Genomic DNA, 15,278 nt, shown 5'->3' with positions numbered 1-15,278 from the left:
CCCACTCCGTCTCGGCTTCGCCGAGCCACCTCTCCCCCGATCGACGGGGTAGAGGAAAGGCGCCAAGCTTTTTTGCCGTCAACGCCCGTCTAGCAACGCTCCCTTCCTTTCCCTCCGGAGGGGGGAAAGGTGGCGCTGCGAAGCGGCGACGGATTGGGGGAACCACGTGGCAATCAAGCCTCGGCCTGATCAGTCGCGCCAGTCACAGAAGATGTGCATAGCGTAACCTGGATGGTGGGGAGATCAACGAAGCCTCAGTTCTCGGTCGGCTCCGTCGGCGTCTGGCCGGGCGTCGGGGTGGAAAGCGACGTCGGGTGCGGCTTTGGCGCTTCGCCCGGACATTCGTCCTTGATCCTGGTCCAGGACGTGTTGTTGAGAACCATGTCGCAACGGGCGAGGTAGCTCTCGCCGGCCAGCATCAGGCACGCCGTCTCGCCGACGTTGAAGGACTTGCCGTTGGCAAGACAGGTTGGCGCCGCCAGCAACGGCGTCGGCGCGGCAAGCGCCAAGGCAAGGCCGGCTGGCCAGAAAAGAAATCGGATCGCCATTCAACCCCCACAGCAAGCCGCATCAAAGACGGGATTTGTGGCGATACTGGGTCCGGGAGCCTGGCAACGTCTCAGGCGGGCTGAAGGCTGAGGTCGATAGCGACCGGCACGTGGTCGGACGGTTTTTCCCAGGCGCGGACGTGCTTTTCCACCGAGGCCGACGAGAAGCGGTTGGCGGCTTCGGGCGAGAGCAGCAGGTGGTCGATGCGGATGCCGTTGTTCTTCTGCCAGGCGCCGGCCTGATAATCCCAGAAGGTGTAGACGCCGGCCGAGTCGGTCACGGCGCGCGCAGCTTCGGTGAAGCCGAGATTCTTCAGCCGGCGGAAGGCCTGCCTCGTCTGCGGCTGGAAGAGCGCGTCACCCAGCCAGTTTTCGGGAAACCGGGCATCGGCGGCCTCGGGAATGACGTTGTAGTCGCCAGCCAGCACCAGCGCTTCCTCGAGGCGCAGCCGCTCCTGCGCCCAACGCTCCAGCCGCGCCATCCAGGCGAGCTTGTAAGAAAACTTCCGTTCATCGTCGACCGGATTGCCGTTGGGCAGATAGAGCGAAGCGACGCGCAAGGCGCCCCGGTCGGTGGAAAAAACGCCTTCGATGAAGCGGGCATGATCATCCGCATCGTCGCCAGGCAGGCCGCGATTCACCTCGTCGAAGGGAAGCTTCGACAGGAGAGCGACGCCGTTAAAACTCTTCTGGCCGTTGGTCTCGACATTGTAGCCCAGCGCCTCGATCTCGGCGCGCGGGAACTGGTCGTCGACCGTCTTGATCTCCTGCAGGCACACGATGTCCGGCGCGCTTTCGGTCAGCCAGTGGGTGAGGTTGCCGATGCGGGCGCGAACGCCGTTGATGTTCCAGGTGACGATCTTCATGAGGACCTCAATGCTCTTCGGACGGCAGGCGTTCGACGAGGCCGATCGTATTGCCTGCGGGGTCCTTTAGAAAGGCCATCCATTCGCTTTCCCCCGCCGGACCGAACTGCCCCTCGGTGTCGCGGTGGACGAGCGTCGGCGGCGCGGTGAAGGGAATGCCCGCGGCTTTCGCCTCCGCGTGGAAGGCTTCGAGGCCGGCGATGTCGAAATAGACGGTGCCGCCCGGAACGCCGTCGGTGAAGAGCAGACGCACATCACCGGCCATAATGAAGGCAATACCGGGCGGGTCGTAGCGGGCATGCAGGTTCAGACCAAGCACGTCGCGCCAGAAAGCAAGCGTCGCATCGAGGTCGCGGCCAGCCGAGAGCGCGACCTGACGGACCGCGCCGACGGCAGGCATTGGGTTATATGGAGAAGCTGGTGCCGCAGCCGCAGGAGGCGACAGCGTTGGGGTTCCTGATTTGGAAGGACTGGCCCATCAGGTCATCGACGAAGTCGATCACCGAGCCGCCCATATAAACCAGCGAGAGGTCGTCGATCAGGATCGTCGCGCCATCCTTCTCGATGGCGACATCGTCATCGTTGCGGCTGCCGACGAGATCGAATTTGTAGGAAAAGCCGGAGCAACCGCCGCCTTCGACGGAGACGCGCAACGCCGTCTTGCCCGGTTCGCCGGCAACGATCCTGGCGATCCGCTTGGCCGCGGCATCGGTCATTTCGACCTTCATGGCAGTCTTGGCATCCGCGCCCATCGGCGTCACCTTGCTTTCGGTTTCACATGATAGGTATGAAGCGGGCGTGGCCAAGTCAACTGGTGGATCAATGGACGAGCGGCAGGGCAAGGATGCTCTCGGCGACATCGGGTTCGGCTATCGGCCGCGCGCGGTCTATGCGAGCGATCCGGCGCGCTCGCGCGGACGCCTGTTCGAGGAGGCCGAGAGTCCGACCCGCACGCCGTTCCAGCGCGACCGCGACCGCATCATCCATTCCACCGCATTCCGCCGACTGAAGCACAAGACGCAGGTGTTCGTGGCGCATGAGGGCGATCACTTCCGCACGCGGCTGACGCATTCGATCGAGGTGGCGCAGATCGCACGAGCACTGGCGCGGGCGCTGCGCGGCGACGAGGACCTCGCCGAAGCAGTCGCCCTTGTCCATGATTTCGGCCACACGCCCTTCGGCCATACGGGAGAGGACGCGCTCAACGAGAAGATGGCCGCCTGGGGCGGCTTCGACCACAACGCCCAGTCGCTGCGCGTGGTCACGCGGCTCGAGCGGCGCTATGCCGAGTTCGACGGTCTGAACCTCACCTGGGAAACGCTGGAAGGGCTGGTCAAGCATAACGGCCCGTTGACCGATGCGAGCGGGAAGGGGCTCAAGGGTCCGGTGCCGCAGGCGATCCGCGACTATTCCGAACTGCACGACCTCGAGCTCGACCGCTTCGCCGGCATCGAGGCGCAGTGCGCCGCGATCGCCGACGACATCGCCTACAACACCCATGACATCGACGATGGCCTGCGCGCCGGCCTGCTGACGCTGGACATGCTGCAAGGCGTCGGCCTGCCGGGCTCGATCCTGGACGGTGTGCGCGCCAAATATCCTCAGCTCGACGATGTCCGCACCGGCCACGAACTGTTGCGCCGGCAGATCACGCTGATGGTCGAGGATGTCATTGCATCGACCGCTGCCAACGTCGAGCGTCTCAAACCGGACAGCGCCGATGCGGTGCGCGCGGCGGGCGAGACCCTGGTGACCTTTTCGCCAGGGATGGCCGCGGCCGAAAAGGAATTGAAGGCTTTCCTCTACAAGCATCTCTACCGGCACCCGGAAGTGATGCGGGTGCGGGCCGAGGCCGAGCGCATCGTGCGCGAGCTGTTCGACGTCTATTTCGCCGATCCACGCGCCATGCCCGATGGCTGGCGCGAAGGGCTCGACAGGGCCGAGGATCGCATCAAGGCGCGCAGCGTCGCCGACTTCCTGGCCGGCATGACCGACACCTATGCGCTCAAGGAACATCGGCGTCTGTTTGACCATACGCCCGATTTGAGCTAGGGCGAGCCTCGATTTTGCCGGCCAGGCTGCCGGTCGTCTCTTAAAGCCCAGAGCATATCCAATGAATATCTTCGCCGATTTCAACGCGCGGATCGTAAAGGCCGTCGAAGCCCTTGATCTCAAGGACAAGGAGGGGGCCGCGCTCGACCTGTCGCGTGTCGCGGTCGAGCCGCCGCGCGATGCAAGCCATGGCGATCTCGCCACCAATGCGGCGATGGTGCTGGCCAAGCCCACCGGACAGAACCCGCGCGCGCTTGCCGAAAGACTGGCCGAAGCGCTCCGCGCCGATGAAGACGTCGCCTCGGCCGAGATCGCCGGGCCGGGCTTCGTCAATCTCAGACTCAAGGACGCGTTCTGGCACGCGCATCTGACGACATTGCTCGGCGAGGGGCGCAACTATGGCCGCTCGACCATCGGCGGCGGCCGCAAGGCCAATGTCGAATATGTTTCGGCCAACCCGACCGGCCCCATGCATGTCGGCCATTGCCGGGGCGCCGTGGTCGGCGACACCTTGGCCAATCTGATGGCCTTCGCCGGCTACGACGTGACCAAGGAATATGTCATCAACGACGCCGGCTCGCAGATCGACGTGCTCGGCCGCTCGGCGTTCCTGCGCTATCGCGAGGCGCTCGGCGACGATATCGGCGAGATCCCGTCCGGTCTCTATCCGGGCGACTATCTGGTCCCGGTCGGCCAGGCGCTGGCCAAGGAATTCGGCCGCGGCCTGCTGCAGATGCCGGAAGATGAAGCTCTGGCGATCGTCAAGGACCGCACCGTCGACGCGATGATGGCGATGATCCGCGAGGATCTGGCGCTGCTCAACGTGCATCACGACGTGTTCTTCTCCGAGCGCACGCTGCATGCCGACAACGCCAAGAGAATCCGGGCGGCGATCGCCGACCTGACGCTCAAGGGCCACATCTACAAGGGCAAGCTGCCGCCGCCCAAGGGCGAGAAGCCGGACGACTGGGAAGACCGCGAGCAGACGCTGTTCCGCTCGACGGCGGTCGGCGACGACATGGACCGGGCGCTGGTCAAGTCCGATGGCTCGTTCACCTATTTCGCCGCCGACGTCGCCTATCTGAAGGACAAGGTCGAGCGCGGCTTCGTCGACCTGATCTATGTGCTCGGCGCCGACCATGGCGGCTATGTGAAGCGGCTGGAGGCGCTGGCGCGGGCGGTTGCCGGCGACACGGTCAAGCTCACCGTGCTGCTTTGCCAGCTCGTGAAACTGTTCCGCGACGGCGAGCCGGTCCGGATGTCGAAGCGGTCCGGCGATTTCGTCACCCTGCGCGACGTGGTGGAAGAGGTCGGCCGCGACCCGATCCGCTTCATGATGCTTTACCGCAAGAACGATGCGCCGCTCGATTTCGACTTCGCCAAGGTCACGGAGCAGTCGAAGGACAATCCGGTGTTTTATGTGCAGTACGCGTCGGCGCGCTGCCATTCCGTTTTCAGGCAGGCGAGCGAGCAGCTCGGCGAGGCGAATTTCGACCGCAATCGGCTGGCGGCTTCCGTGGCCGCGCTGACCGACGAGGGCGAAATCGCGCTGATCCGGAAGCTGGCTGAATATCCAAGGCTGATCGAATCCGCGGCGCTTTCGCTGGAGCCTCACCGGCTCGCATTCTACCTCTACGATCTGGCTTCCGGCTTCCATGCACAGTGGAATCGCGGCCACGACAACCAGGACTTACGTTTTGTTAAGGTTAACGACCGAGAATCAACCTATGCCAGACTAGGGCTGGTGCAGGCTGTTTCGGATGTTTTGACCTCCGGCCTGACGCTGATCGGGGCAGACGCGCCCACTGAAATGCGTTAGGTTTAACTAAAAAACCTGTCACCTTTTGCCCACATTGCGCTGGTAAGGGCCAACCCTGCGCGACGTCCATGGCGTCCGACTGTGTGCGAGTTCGGGAACAATAATGGCAGACAGAACCCCGCTGAAAGTAGCCGACCACAACGACATCGCCGACGATGATCCGTTCGCGGAACTGACCCGGATCATGGGTTTCGACCCGCGCCAGCCGGTGCGGCAGCCGGCTCCTGCGGCCGAGAAGGCCGCGCCGATCAATCAGGGTCCAGCGGCGGACGATTTCGACATCGACCTCGAAAAGGAGTTGATGGGAGAGTTCGATTCCGTCGAGGAAAGCGAGCCGGTCGCTCAGCAGGCTGCCCTGCATCAGATCGGCTATGAGCCGGCTTTCGAGGCCGCCAGCGCCGCCGCGAATGACGACGAGCTGACTGCGTCCTTCGAGCAGGATTTCGTGTTCGATGACGCGGCGGATCATGCCGATTTCGCCGTGGCCCATGTGCCGGAGGCGGATTTCGCGCCGGAGCCGGAAGCCGCGCCGGAGGCGCATTTTGCAGCGGAGCCGCATTTCGCGCCGGAGCCACAGGAAGCTCCCGAGCCGGAAGTCGCTTTTGACGATGATTTCGACAAGGCCGTCGCCAGGTCGCTGGATGTCTCGCCGCTCGAAGACGAGCTTCCTATCGATCAGGAAATGGCGGCTTCGCTGGACCAGGATTTCCAGCTCGACCATCACGAACCCGCCAACCTCGACTATCACGAGCCGGCTGAGGCCCGTCAGGCCGCTGTCGAGGCCGTGCAGGCCGCGAGCGAAGAGGCGTTCAACGCCGATTTCGACAATGCCGTCCAGATGTCGCTCGAAGACGAGCTGTCGTTTGAGAGCCACGAGCCGGAGCAGCAGGCGCAAGCCGTCGAGCCGGTCGAAGTCTCCGCGGCCGATCCGCTGATTTCCGAGGACGATTTTGCCGGTCACTTCGACCAGACGATGACCGATGTCGATGTCAATCTCGGCCAGGCTCAGGATTTTCAGGAGCCGGAGCCGGCAGTTGACGATGACCCGGCGCCGATGGTCGAGGTGCCGACCGAGACGGCCCATTTCGCCGCCGAACCGGAGTTCGCCGCGCCTGAGCCTGCCGCGGCGCTGACCCTCGATGACGATTTCGAACTGAGTTTCCGCGATGCGCTGAACGAGGAGCCGCAAGCTCCGGCCGTCGAGCCCGCTGCCGCGGTCGAGCCGGCTCCTGTCGTCGCCGCTCCGGTTCCGCCTGTCGCCGCCGCGCTGGTTTCGCCTGTCGCCGCCGTCGAACCGGCGAGGCCGGCGGCCAGCGAACGAAGCCTGGAAGACGAGCTCAATGCGCTGCTCGGCGCCATGACCGCGCGACCGATGCCCGCGGTCAAGGAGCCCGCTCCCGCGCCACGTCTGGTTGCGGAACCCGCAAGCTACGCTGGCGGGAAGGCGGCGGCTGATGATCTCGACTGGGATCTCGACGAGCACCAGTCGGCGCAGAACGGGCAGGGCGCTCAGCCGGCAGAAAGCGACATGGACGACCTGCTTGCCAGCGAACTCGATCGCCAGGATTTCTCAAGCTCGGCCAAAACCGAGGCCGATGTTGATTTCGATGACGATTTCGGCGCTGCTTTCGCCAAGAGCATCGAAGCTGAACGGGCAACTGCCGCCACGGCAAGGTCTCCGGTAAATTCCTCCGATTGGCTGCATTCGACGCCTACGGAATCAGGCAAGTCGTGGAGCCGCTCGACCCCGACCTCGGCTCCGCCGGTGCAGGCTTCGTTTGCCGCGCAGCCGGCGCCCTCGGCTCCGGCGCAGATGGCGGCGCCTTCAGCGCCAGTGCAGATGGCGGCGCCGGCCTACCGCAGCGAACCGGCAACGGATTATTCCGCCTATGCCATGCTGACGCAGCCACCGGTGCCTTCGTCGCCGCCTCGCCAGCACGAAGATGTGCCGGATGTCGAGACGGTCGATGTGCCGGAGCGCGTGGTCGCGCTCGCGGACGACCTCGACATTCCGGAGCTCAGCTTCGAGGAAGACCAGCCGGCGGCGCCCGCTTACGACGATCTCGATGCGGAATTCGCCAGCCTGCTCACCGACATGAATGCGACGGAGATCGCGCCGGCGCCCGCGCAGAACCGGGGCTATGATGACGAATCCTACAGCGCCGGCTTCAACGGTTATGACCGTCGTGACTTGCGCACCGAGGCGCCGGCGGCTCCGGTGGCCCCGGCTTCGTTTGCCGTCGCCAACGATTACGACGCCGACGACCTGCCCGGCAGCCGGCCGGTTTCGCAGGCGGAGGATTTCGCCGCCGATGAGCTCGACTACGATCCCGAGCTCGAGGAAGCGATGGCGATCCCCGGGCTTGCCGAGCGCGAGGCGGCGCAGCCGCGCCGGCGCGGCGTGATGATCGCGGCGCTGGTCGGCGCCGTGGTGGTTCTCGGCGGCCTTGGCGCGCTGGCCTTCTCCTTCGGCGGCAAGGGCGGCAGCGACGCTCCGGTTATCGTCAAGGCCGACAATTCGCCGATCAAGGTGAAGCCCGAAAATCCGGGCGGCACGGTGGTGCCGAACCAGGACAACAAGGTTTATGACGCGGTGGCCAAGGGCGGCGGCGCGGCCAAGCCCGCCGAGCCGGCGCAGCAGAAGCTGGTGAACACCACCGAGCAGCCCGTGGACCTGGCATCGAAGGAACCGCCGCCGAGCCGGGTCGTCGATCTCGCGCCCAACGACAAAGACGCCGCGGCCGGCACTGACGCCGCCGACGATTCAGCTGCAGCCCTGCCTGGCGTCGCGCAAGCGACCGTGCCGCAAAGCGCGCAACCTGCCGCGCCGGCAAGCGCGCAGCCGGCAGCGCCGGCAAGCGCGCAGCCGGCAGCGCCGGCGCCGAAGTCGGAAGACCGCATCGCCCAGGTGCTGCAGCAGGATGCCGACAACACCGTCAACAACGACGTCGTCGCCGTCGCGCCGCGCAAGGTGAAGACCATGATGGTGAAGCCGGACGGCTCGCTGGTGCCGCGTGAAGACCCGGCTCCGGCCGCGCCAAAGGTCGCGGCGGCCGAGCCGAGCGATCCGATGCCGCAGCATGTCGCACCGGCCTCCGACGGCCAGCAAACGGGAACCGTGGCTTCCGACGCGGACCAGGCCGATGCGCCTGCCGCCAAGCCGGCGAAGCCCGCGAAGAAGGTTGAAGCCAAGGCTCAGTCGGCCAACACGCCGGCGGTGGTGCCGGTGGCGCCGGCGCGTCCGTCCGACCAGCCGGTCGATATCGTCGGTGAGGTCAAGCCGGACCAGGTCGCTTCGATCGATCCGGCGGTAGCTGCCGGCGGCGGCTCGTGGTCGATGCAGATCGCCTCACAGCCGACGGTCGAAAGTGCGCAGTCGACCTATCAGGATCTGCAACGCCGCTACGGCAGCGTGCTCTCCGGCCGCACCGCCAACATCGTCAAGGCCGAGGTCGCGGGCAAGGGCACCTTCTACCGCGTCCGCGTTCCGGCCCAGTCGCGCAACGATGCGATCAACCTTTGCACCAGCTACAAGGCGGCCGGCGGCAACTGCTTCGTATCGCGCTGACAGGTTTCAGCTTCCAAAGCCGGCGCCGCCGCAAGGCCGCGCCGGCTTTTCGTTGTGGACGGTTGTGGGCTTTGGCTGGTCGAAGTGCAGGGGTGATTCCCTTTGCCCGCCCAAAGCCTTAAGCTTTGGTGCATGAGCGAATCAAAATCCATGATCCTCGGCTGCGCCGGGAAATCCCTCGCCGAAGACGAAATCCGCTTCTATCGCGATGAACGTCCCTGGGGCTTCATCCTGTTTGCGCGCAACATCGGCGAAGCCGGGCAGATCCGCGACCTTGTCGCCTCGATGCGCGACAGCGTCGGCCGCCCGGACGCTCCGGTCTTCATCGACCAGGAAGGCGGCCGGGTGCAGCGGCTGCGCCCGCCGCTGGCGCCGAACTATCCGGCCGGCGGCGCGCTTGGCGCGTTGTGGCGCGACGATCGTGAGGCCGGCCGCCGCGCCGCCTGGCTGATGGCGCGGCTGCATGCCTTCGATCTCTCGCGCCTGGGCATCACCGCCGACTGCCTGCCGGTGCTCGATGTGCCGGTCGAAGGCGCCAGCGACGTCATCGGCGCGCGCGCCTATGGCAAGGAGCCCAATGCCGCGATCGAGCTTGGCCGGGCTTCGGCCGAGGGGCTCATGTCCGGCGGCGTGCTGCCGGTGATGAAGCATATTCCCGGCCACGGCCGCGCCTTTGCCGACACGCATTTCGCGCTGCCGACCGTCGATACGCCGCTGGAGGAGCTCCGCCGGCATGATTTCGCCCCGTTCACGGCGCTTAGGGAGCTGCCGATGGCGATGACGGCGCATGTCGTCTACAGCGCCGTCGACCCCGACAATCCGGCGACCACATCCGCCAAGGTCGTCGACCAAGTGATCCGCGGCGAGATCGGTTTCGATGGGCTGCTGATGAGCGACGACACCTCGATGAAGGCACTTTCTGGGGATTTCCCGATAAAGGCGGCCTCGATCCTTGCGGCCGGCTGCGATCTCGTCCTTCACTGCAACGGCGTTTTCGAGGAGATGTCGGGGATCGCCTCGCGCACGACGGCGCTGTCGGGCAAGTCCTTGGCGAGAGCCGAGCGGGCGCTGACCTATATAAAGGATCGCGACGTCGCCGACGAAACGGCGATACGCGCAGAATTCGCCACCTATTTCGAAGCGGTGGCCTGAACCGAAGGGACGAACGGCAAGTGGCGGAGACATTGGAAGGCAGGGCCGCGAAGGCCGCACCGATGGACCGTCTGTGGGCCGAGAACGACGATTCACGCCTGACAGGCGACCCGTCGCTGGTCGTCGATGTGGCCGGCTTCGAAGGTCCGCTCGATCTTCTCTTGCATCTAGCCCGCAACCAGAAGGTCGATCTGGCGCGCATTTCGATCCTGGCGCTCGCCGAGCAATATCTGGCCTTCGTCGAGAAGGTGCGGGCGCTGAGACTCGAGCTTGCCGCCGACTATCTGGTGATGGCGGCGTGGCTCGCCTTCCTGAAATCGAAGCTGCTGATCCCGAAGCAGCCTGGCGAAGAGGGCGAAAGCGGCGAGGAACTCGCGGCGGTGCTGCAATTCCGGCTGAAGCGGCTGGAAGCCATGCGCGACGCCGCGGCGCGTCTGGTCAACCGCAACCGTCTCGGCCGCGACGTCTTTTCGCGCGGCATGCCGGAAATGGTGATCATCGAGAAGCGCAACAGCTTTTCGGCCTCGCTCTACGACCTGCTCACCGCCTATGCGCAGCAGCGCCAGAAGCAAGCGATCAACAATGTGACGATCGCCCGGCGCGCCGTTTGGTCGTTGAAGGATGCGCGTGAGGTGCTGGCGCGGCTGATCGGCTCGGTCGGCGACTGGACGACGCTCGACAGTTTCCTGATCGAATATCTGGCCGCGCCGGAAGAGAAGCGCACGGCGATGGCCAGTTCCTTCGCGGCGACGCTGGAAATGGTGCGCGAGGGCAAATTGGACATGCGGCAGGACCAGGTGTTCGCGCCGATCTATCTGCGCGGCCGCGCGCAAGGGGTAAGGGCAGTCGAGGTGGTATCATGAGCGAACGCGCCAACGCTTCGGTCATCCCGTTCAAGGTCGAGGACGAACCGGAAGACGAGATGGCGGAGCAGGGTTCCATCGAGAACCCGGCCGAGCGGCTGCAATTGTCGGAAGCCGTGCGCATGGCAGAGGCGATCATTTTCGCCAGCGCCGAGCCGGTCAGCGAAAAGCAGCTTGCCGCGCGCCTGCCGGAAGGCGTGAACATTGCCGCCGCAATGGCGGATCTGCAGGAAATCTATGCCAAGCGCGGCGTAAACCTGGTACGGGTCGGCGATGCCTGGGCTTTCCGCACCGCAGGTGACCTGGCTTTCCTGATGAGCCGGGACTCGGTCCAGCAGAGAAAGCTTTCGCGCGCGGCCCTCGAAGTGTTGGCGATCATCGCCTATCACCAGCCGGTGACGCGCGCCGAGATCGAAGACATTAGAGGCGTCGAGACGTCGAAAGGCACACTCGATACGCTGCTCGAAACGGAGTGGGTCAGGATGCGCGGCCGCCGCCGCACGCCCGGGCGGCCTGTGACCTATGGCACCACCGACGCTTTCCTGGATCATTTCGCGCTGGAAGAGATCCGCGATCTGCCCGGCATGGAGGAGCTGAAGGGCGCTGGCCTGCTCTCGACGCGCATGCCGGCCAATTTCTCGATGCCGGTGCCGCCGGCCGATCCCGATGCGCTCGCCGAAGACGAGGACGCGCTGACCGATATCGACCTCGAGGAACTCGGGCTGTTGACGCCGCGCGTCACTGACGAGTGATCATCAAATCGCCGCGAATGGTCTATTAGCAGAGGCTGCGCGGATTGGTAGCAAGCCGCTCACGCCGAAAGTGCGTGACATCCGCTAGCCATTTTATCAACTTCCTAGCGGTTGTGTTTGAATCCCCGAGCGAAAACGCATAGATCATCGCCAGGGAAAACATTCGAGAGAGAATAGCAATGGGTTCATTTTCGATTTGGCATTGGATGATCGTGCTGGTCATCGTGCTTCTGGTGTTCGGCCGCGGCAAGATCCCGGAACTGATGGGCGACATGGCCAAGGGCATCAAGAGCTTCAAGAAGGGCATGGCCGACGACGACGCCGACGACAAGCGTACCGTCGAACATCGCGCTGATGAGACTGTTTCGCCGGCCAAGGAAAAGGTCAGCAAGAGCTGATCCCGGTTGTTGGTTTGAGCATGCCGTTGTCCCAAAACCGCTTCGCATTTTTGGGCGGCAGGCACTCGTCGGAATAGATTGTCATGTTTGAAGTCGGTTGGAGCGAACTGCTGGTGATCGCGGTCGTCATGATCGTGGTCGTCGGGCCTAAGGATTTGCCCAACATGCTGCGCACCTTCGGTCGCACCGCGGCGAAATTGCGCGCCATGGCCGGCGACTTCCAGAAGCAGTTCAACGAGGCGCTGAAGGAAGCAGAGCTCGACGACGTCAAGAGTTCCATCGATAGCTTGCGCGGCCTCAATCCGCTGAACGAGGTGCGCAAGCAGCTCAATCCGTTCGAGCAGGCCGCGGCCGACGTGCGGTCCGGCGTCGATACGATGATGAAGCCCAAGCCGGCCGCCGATCCGACAGCACCGGCGGCAGAGACTCCGCAGGCCGCCGAGCCGCTCAAGAACGGCGCGACGGACATGCCCGGCGCCAACGGAACCGAGGCTGCCTCAGCCACCCCGATCTTCCCTGCCATGACCGACGCCTCCGTCACCGCACCGGTTTCCGAGACCGCCGCGCCGGCCCGGCCGGCGAAAAAGGCTGCGACCCTCAAGGCAAAGACGACTGGCGCCACGGCAAAGGCAGTTGCGGCAGCGAAGGCACCGGCCGCAAAGGCGCCGGCCAAACCCTCATCGGCCTCGGTTAAAGTCGCCGCGCCCGCCAGGAAGGCGGCGCCCAAGGCTGAGGCAAAGCCAGCCACGGCGAAGAAAGCAACCGACAGCAAGAAGATGGCGGGCGACACCAAGTGAGCGTTTCGGACAAGGAAAAGGAAGAAATCGAAAAATCGTCCGCGCCGCTGATCGAACACCTGATCGAGCTGCGCCGCCGGCTGATCTGGTCGCTGGGCGGCTTCTTTGTCGCCTTTCTCGTCTGCTTCTTCTTCGCCAAGCGCTTGTTCAACCTTCTGGTCGTCCCTTTCAAATGGGCGACGCAATGGGCAGGCCTCGACCCGCACAAGGTCGAGCTGATCTACACCGCGCCGCAGGAGTTCTTCTTCACCCAGGTGAAGCTTGCCATGTTCGGCGGCATGGTGATCGCCTTCCCGCTGATTGCGACGCAGATCTACAAGTTCATTGCGCCGGGCCTCTACAAGAACGAGCGCAGCGCCTTCCTGCCGTTCCTGATCGCCTCGCCCATCCTGTTCCTGATGGGCGCCTCGCTGGTCTATTTCTTCTTCACCCCGATGGTGATGTGGTTCTTCCTGGCCATGCAGCAGACCGGCACCAACGACCAGGTGCAGATCTCCCTGCTGCCGAAGGTATCGGAATATCTCAGCCTGATCATGACGCTGATCTTCTCCTTCGGTCTGGTGTTCCAGCTGCCGGTGGTGACCAGCCTTTTGACGCGTGTCGGCATATTGTCGTCGCAGGCGCTGGCCGAGAAGCGCAAATGGGCGATCGTCCTTTCCTTCGTGGTCGCCGCGGTGCTGACGCCGCCCGATCCGATGAGCCAATGCGGCCTCGCTATCCCGACCATCATCCTCTACGAGGTTGCCATCTGGTCCTCGCGCATGATCGAGCGCGCCCAGGCGCGCGACCGCCTGGCGCGCGAGCAGGCGGAGGCGGGGAGTTCGGTTTCGAGCGACACGCCGGACACCTCGGCCTCCTGACCTAAACGGCGCCGCCTGGGGTAGGAAATCGCAGCGGTCCATTTGCCCGCCGTCTTGCATCGACGACGGATGCGGTTTACGCCCTCGATCCTTAAAGCGCGTCGCGTCGAAACGGATTCACGCGACGCGCTTTAGGTCGTTGCTTGATGCATGTCGTTGTCGCAAAACCGAGGTCACTTTTGCGCGACATGCATTAAAGCGTGCGACGCGGTTTAAGGCTCTATTTTCATGCATGTCGTTTTCCCAGAACCGCTGCACACTTTTGGGCGACATGCATTAGTTTGAGGATCGACCATGCTTGACATCAAATGGATTCGCGACAACCCGAAGGCCCTTGTCGAGGCGCTGGTGAAGCGCTCGTGGTCGGCGGGCGAGGCGCAGTCCACGGTCGACGATCTGGTCGCGAAGGACGAGGCGCGGCGTTCGCATCTCAGTGAGCTGCAGGTCAAGCAGGAGCGTCGCAACGCCGCCTCGAAGGAGATCGGCAACGCCATGCGTTCGGGCGATTCAGCACTTGCCGAGAAGCTCAAGAGCGAAGTCAGCGACATCAAGGTGTTCATCCAGAATGGCGAGGCGCGCGAGCGCGAGCTCGACAAGGCGCTTAACGACGCGCTTGCCGTGCTGCCCAACGTGCCGCTCGAAGACGTGCCGATTGGCAAGGATGAGCACGACAATGTCGTCAGGCGCCTCGTCGGCGATGTGCCGACGCGGCCGAACTGGGTGAAGGAGCATTTCGAGGTCGGCGAAGCACTCGGCATGATGGATTTCGAGCGCGCGGCGACACTGTCCGGCTCGCGCTTCACGGTGCTGAAGAGCCAGCTGGCGCGCCTGGAGCGCGCGCTCGGCCAATTCATGCTCGACCTGCACACCACCGAGCACGGCTATGAAGAGATCATCCCGCCGCTGATGGTGCGCGACGAGGTGCTTTTCGGCACCAACCAGCTGCCGAAATTCGAGGAGGACCTGTTCTTCACGCCGCATGGCGACAGTCGCCTCGGCCTGATCCCGACGGCCGAGGTGCCACTGACAAACCTCGTGCGCGAGGAAATCACCGCGCATGAGAAGCTGCCGCTGCGCTACACCGCGCTGACGCCGTGCTTCCGTTCGGAAGCAGGTTCCGCCGGCCGCGATACGCGCGGCATGCTGCGCCAGCACCAGTTCTACAAGGTCGAGCTGGTCTCGATCACCGACCAGGAAAGCTCGATCGCGGAGCATGAGCGCATGACGCAATGCGCCGAAGAGGTGCTGAAGCGGCTCGGCCTGCCGTTCCGCACGGTCACGCTGTGCACCGGCGACATGGGTTTCGGCGCGCGCAAGACCTACGACATCGAGGTCTGGCTGCCGGGGCAGAACGCCTATCGCGAAATCTCGTCCTGCTCGGTCTGCGGCGATTTCCAGGCCCGGCGCATGGATGCCCGCTACAAGGACAAGGACGGCAAGGGCAATCGCTTCGTCCATACGTTGAACGGCTCGGGCACCGCGGTCGGCCGCGCTCTCATAGCCGTCATCGAAAACTACCAGAATGAGGATGGCAGCGTAACCATTCCTGAAGTGCTGCGGCCTTACATGGGTGGTCTTACCAAGATCGAATCGAAGTGACGGC

General features: G+C 64.4%; 14 protein-coding genes. 10 read left to right on the top strand and 4 right to left on the bottom strand.

Going from position 1 to position 15,278, the window contains the following annotated elements; all coding sequences use genetic code 11:
- Nucleotides 1–254: 254 nt before the first annotated feature.
- The 4 genes from FJ424_RS20655 to erpA all read right to left on the bottom strand — a co-directional run bounded on the left by FJ424_RS20655 (nucleotide 255) and on the right by erpA (nucleotide 2,166).
- Nucleotides 255–548, bottom strand: a complete 294-nt coding sequence (locus FJ424_RS20655) for a hypothetical protein (protein ID WP_140646697.1) — start codon at nucleotides 546–548, stop codon at nucleotides 255–257.
- 71 nt (nucleotides 549–619) lie between these two features.
- The gene (gene xth / locus FJ424_RS20650) at nucleotides 620–1,414 is read right to left on the bottom strand and encodes an exodeoxyribonuclease III (RefSeq protein WP_140652523.1); all 795 of its coding nucleotides are present in this window, start codon (nucleotides 1,412–1,414) and stop codon (nucleotides 620–622) included.
- A gap of 7 nt (nucleotides 1,415–1,421) precedes the next feature.
- Nucleotides 1,422–1,814: a VOC family protein gene (locus tag FJ424_RS20645; protein WP_140652521.1), complete on the bottom strand. Its 393-nt coding sequence runs from the start codon at nucleotides 1,812–1,814 to the stop codon at nucleotides 1,422–1,424.
- Nucleotides 1,815–1,818: 4 nt separating this feature from the next.
- On the bottom strand, nucleotides 1,819–2,166 hold the full coding sequence (gene erpA / locus FJ424_RS20640) for an iron-sulfur cluster insertion protein ErpA (protein WP_140652519.1): 348 nt from the start codon (nucleotides 2,164–2,166) through the stop codon (nucleotides 1,819–1,821).
- Between the two features lie 70 nt (nucleotides 2,167–2,236).
- On the opposite strand from erpA, the gene FJ424_RS20635 reads away from it, so the two are divergent.
- From FJ424_RS20635 to serS, 10 genes are all read left to right on the top strand, one after another.
- Complete coding sequence (locus FJ424_RS20635; protein ID WP_140652517.1) at nucleotides 2,237–3,466, top strand: deoxyguanosinetriphosphate triphosphohydrolase; 1,230 nt, start codon at nucleotides 2,237–2,239, stop codon at nucleotides 3,464–3,466.
- 61 nt (nucleotides 3,467–3,527) lie between these two features.
- A complete protein-coding gene (gene argS, locus FJ424_RS20630; protein ID WP_140652515.1) occupies nucleotides 3,528–5,285 on the top strand; it encodes an arginine--tRNA ligase in 1,758 nt (585 codons plus the stop codon).
- A 103-nt stretch (nucleotides 5,286–5,388) separates the two neighbouring features.
- Complete coding sequence (locus tag FJ424_RS20625) at nucleotides 5,389–8,853, top strand: SPOR domain-containing protein (protein WP_140652513.1); 3,465 nt, start codon at nucleotides 5,389–5,391, stop codon at nucleotides 8,851–8,853.
- A 132-nt stretch (nucleotides 8,854–8,985) separates the two neighbouring features.
- The gene (gene nagZ / locus FJ424_RS20620) at nucleotides 8,986–10,005 is read left to right on the top strand and encodes a beta-N-acetylhexosaminidase (protein WP_140652512.1); all 1,020 of its coding nucleotides are present in this window, start codon (nucleotides 8,986–8,988) and stop codon (nucleotides 10,003–10,005) included.
- A 62-nt stretch (nucleotides 10,006–10,067) separates the two neighbouring features.
- Nucleotides 10,068–10,868, top strand: coding sequence for a ScpA family protein (locus tag FJ424_RS20615; RefSeq protein WP_140652605.1), 801 nt, complete (start codon nucleotides 10,068–10,070; stop codon nucleotides 10,866–10,868).
- On the top strand, nucleotides 10,865–11,620 hold the full coding sequence (gene scpB, locus FJ424_RS20610) for an SMC-Scp complex subunit ScpB (RefSeq protein WP_095765016.1): 756 nt from the start codon (nucleotides 10,865–10,867) through the stop codon (nucleotides 11,618–11,620). Before FJ424_RS20615 ends, scpB begins: the two co-directional genes overlap by 4 nt.
- Before the next feature lie 179 nt (nucleotides 11,621–11,799).
- Entirely contained in the window at nucleotides 11,800–12,018 is a 219-nt protein-coding gene (locus FJ424_RS20605) for a twin-arginine translocase TatA/TatE family subunit (RefSeq protein ID WP_027167260.1), read from the top strand.
- An 83-nt stretch (nucleotides 12,019–12,101) separates the two neighbouring features.
- Nucleotides 12,102–12,815 (top strand): Sec-independent protein translocase protein TatB, encoded by a 714-nt coding sequence (gene tatB, locus FJ424_RS20600; RefSeq protein WP_140652510.1) that lies wholly within the window; start codon nucleotides 12,102–12,104, stop codon nucleotides 12,813–12,815.
- Nucleotides 12,812–13,675 (top strand): twin-arginine translocase subunit TatC, encoded by an 864-nt coding sequence (gene tatC, locus FJ424_RS20595; RefSeq protein WP_140652508.1) that lies wholly within the window; start codon nucleotides 12,812–12,814, stop codon nucleotides 13,673–13,675. Before tatB ends, tatC begins: the two co-directional genes overlap by 4 nt.
- Before the next feature lie 294 nt (nucleotides 13,676–13,969).
- Entirely contained in the window at nucleotides 13,970–15,274 is a 1,305-nt protein-coding gene (gene serS / locus FJ424_RS20590; RefSeq protein ID WP_140652506.1) for a serine--tRNA ligase, read from the top strand.
- The last annotated feature ends 4 nt before the right edge of the window (nucleotides 15,275–15,278 follow it).

This window comes from Mesorhizobium sp. B3-1-8 (genome assembly GCF_006439495.1).
In the GTDB taxonomy this organism is placed as follows: Bacteria; Pseudomonadota; Alphaproteobacteria; order Rhizobiales; family Rhizobiaceae; genus Mesorhizobium.
Note: the sequence above shows the minus strand (reverse complement) of the source record. Positions and strands in the feature narration are given on the sequence as shown.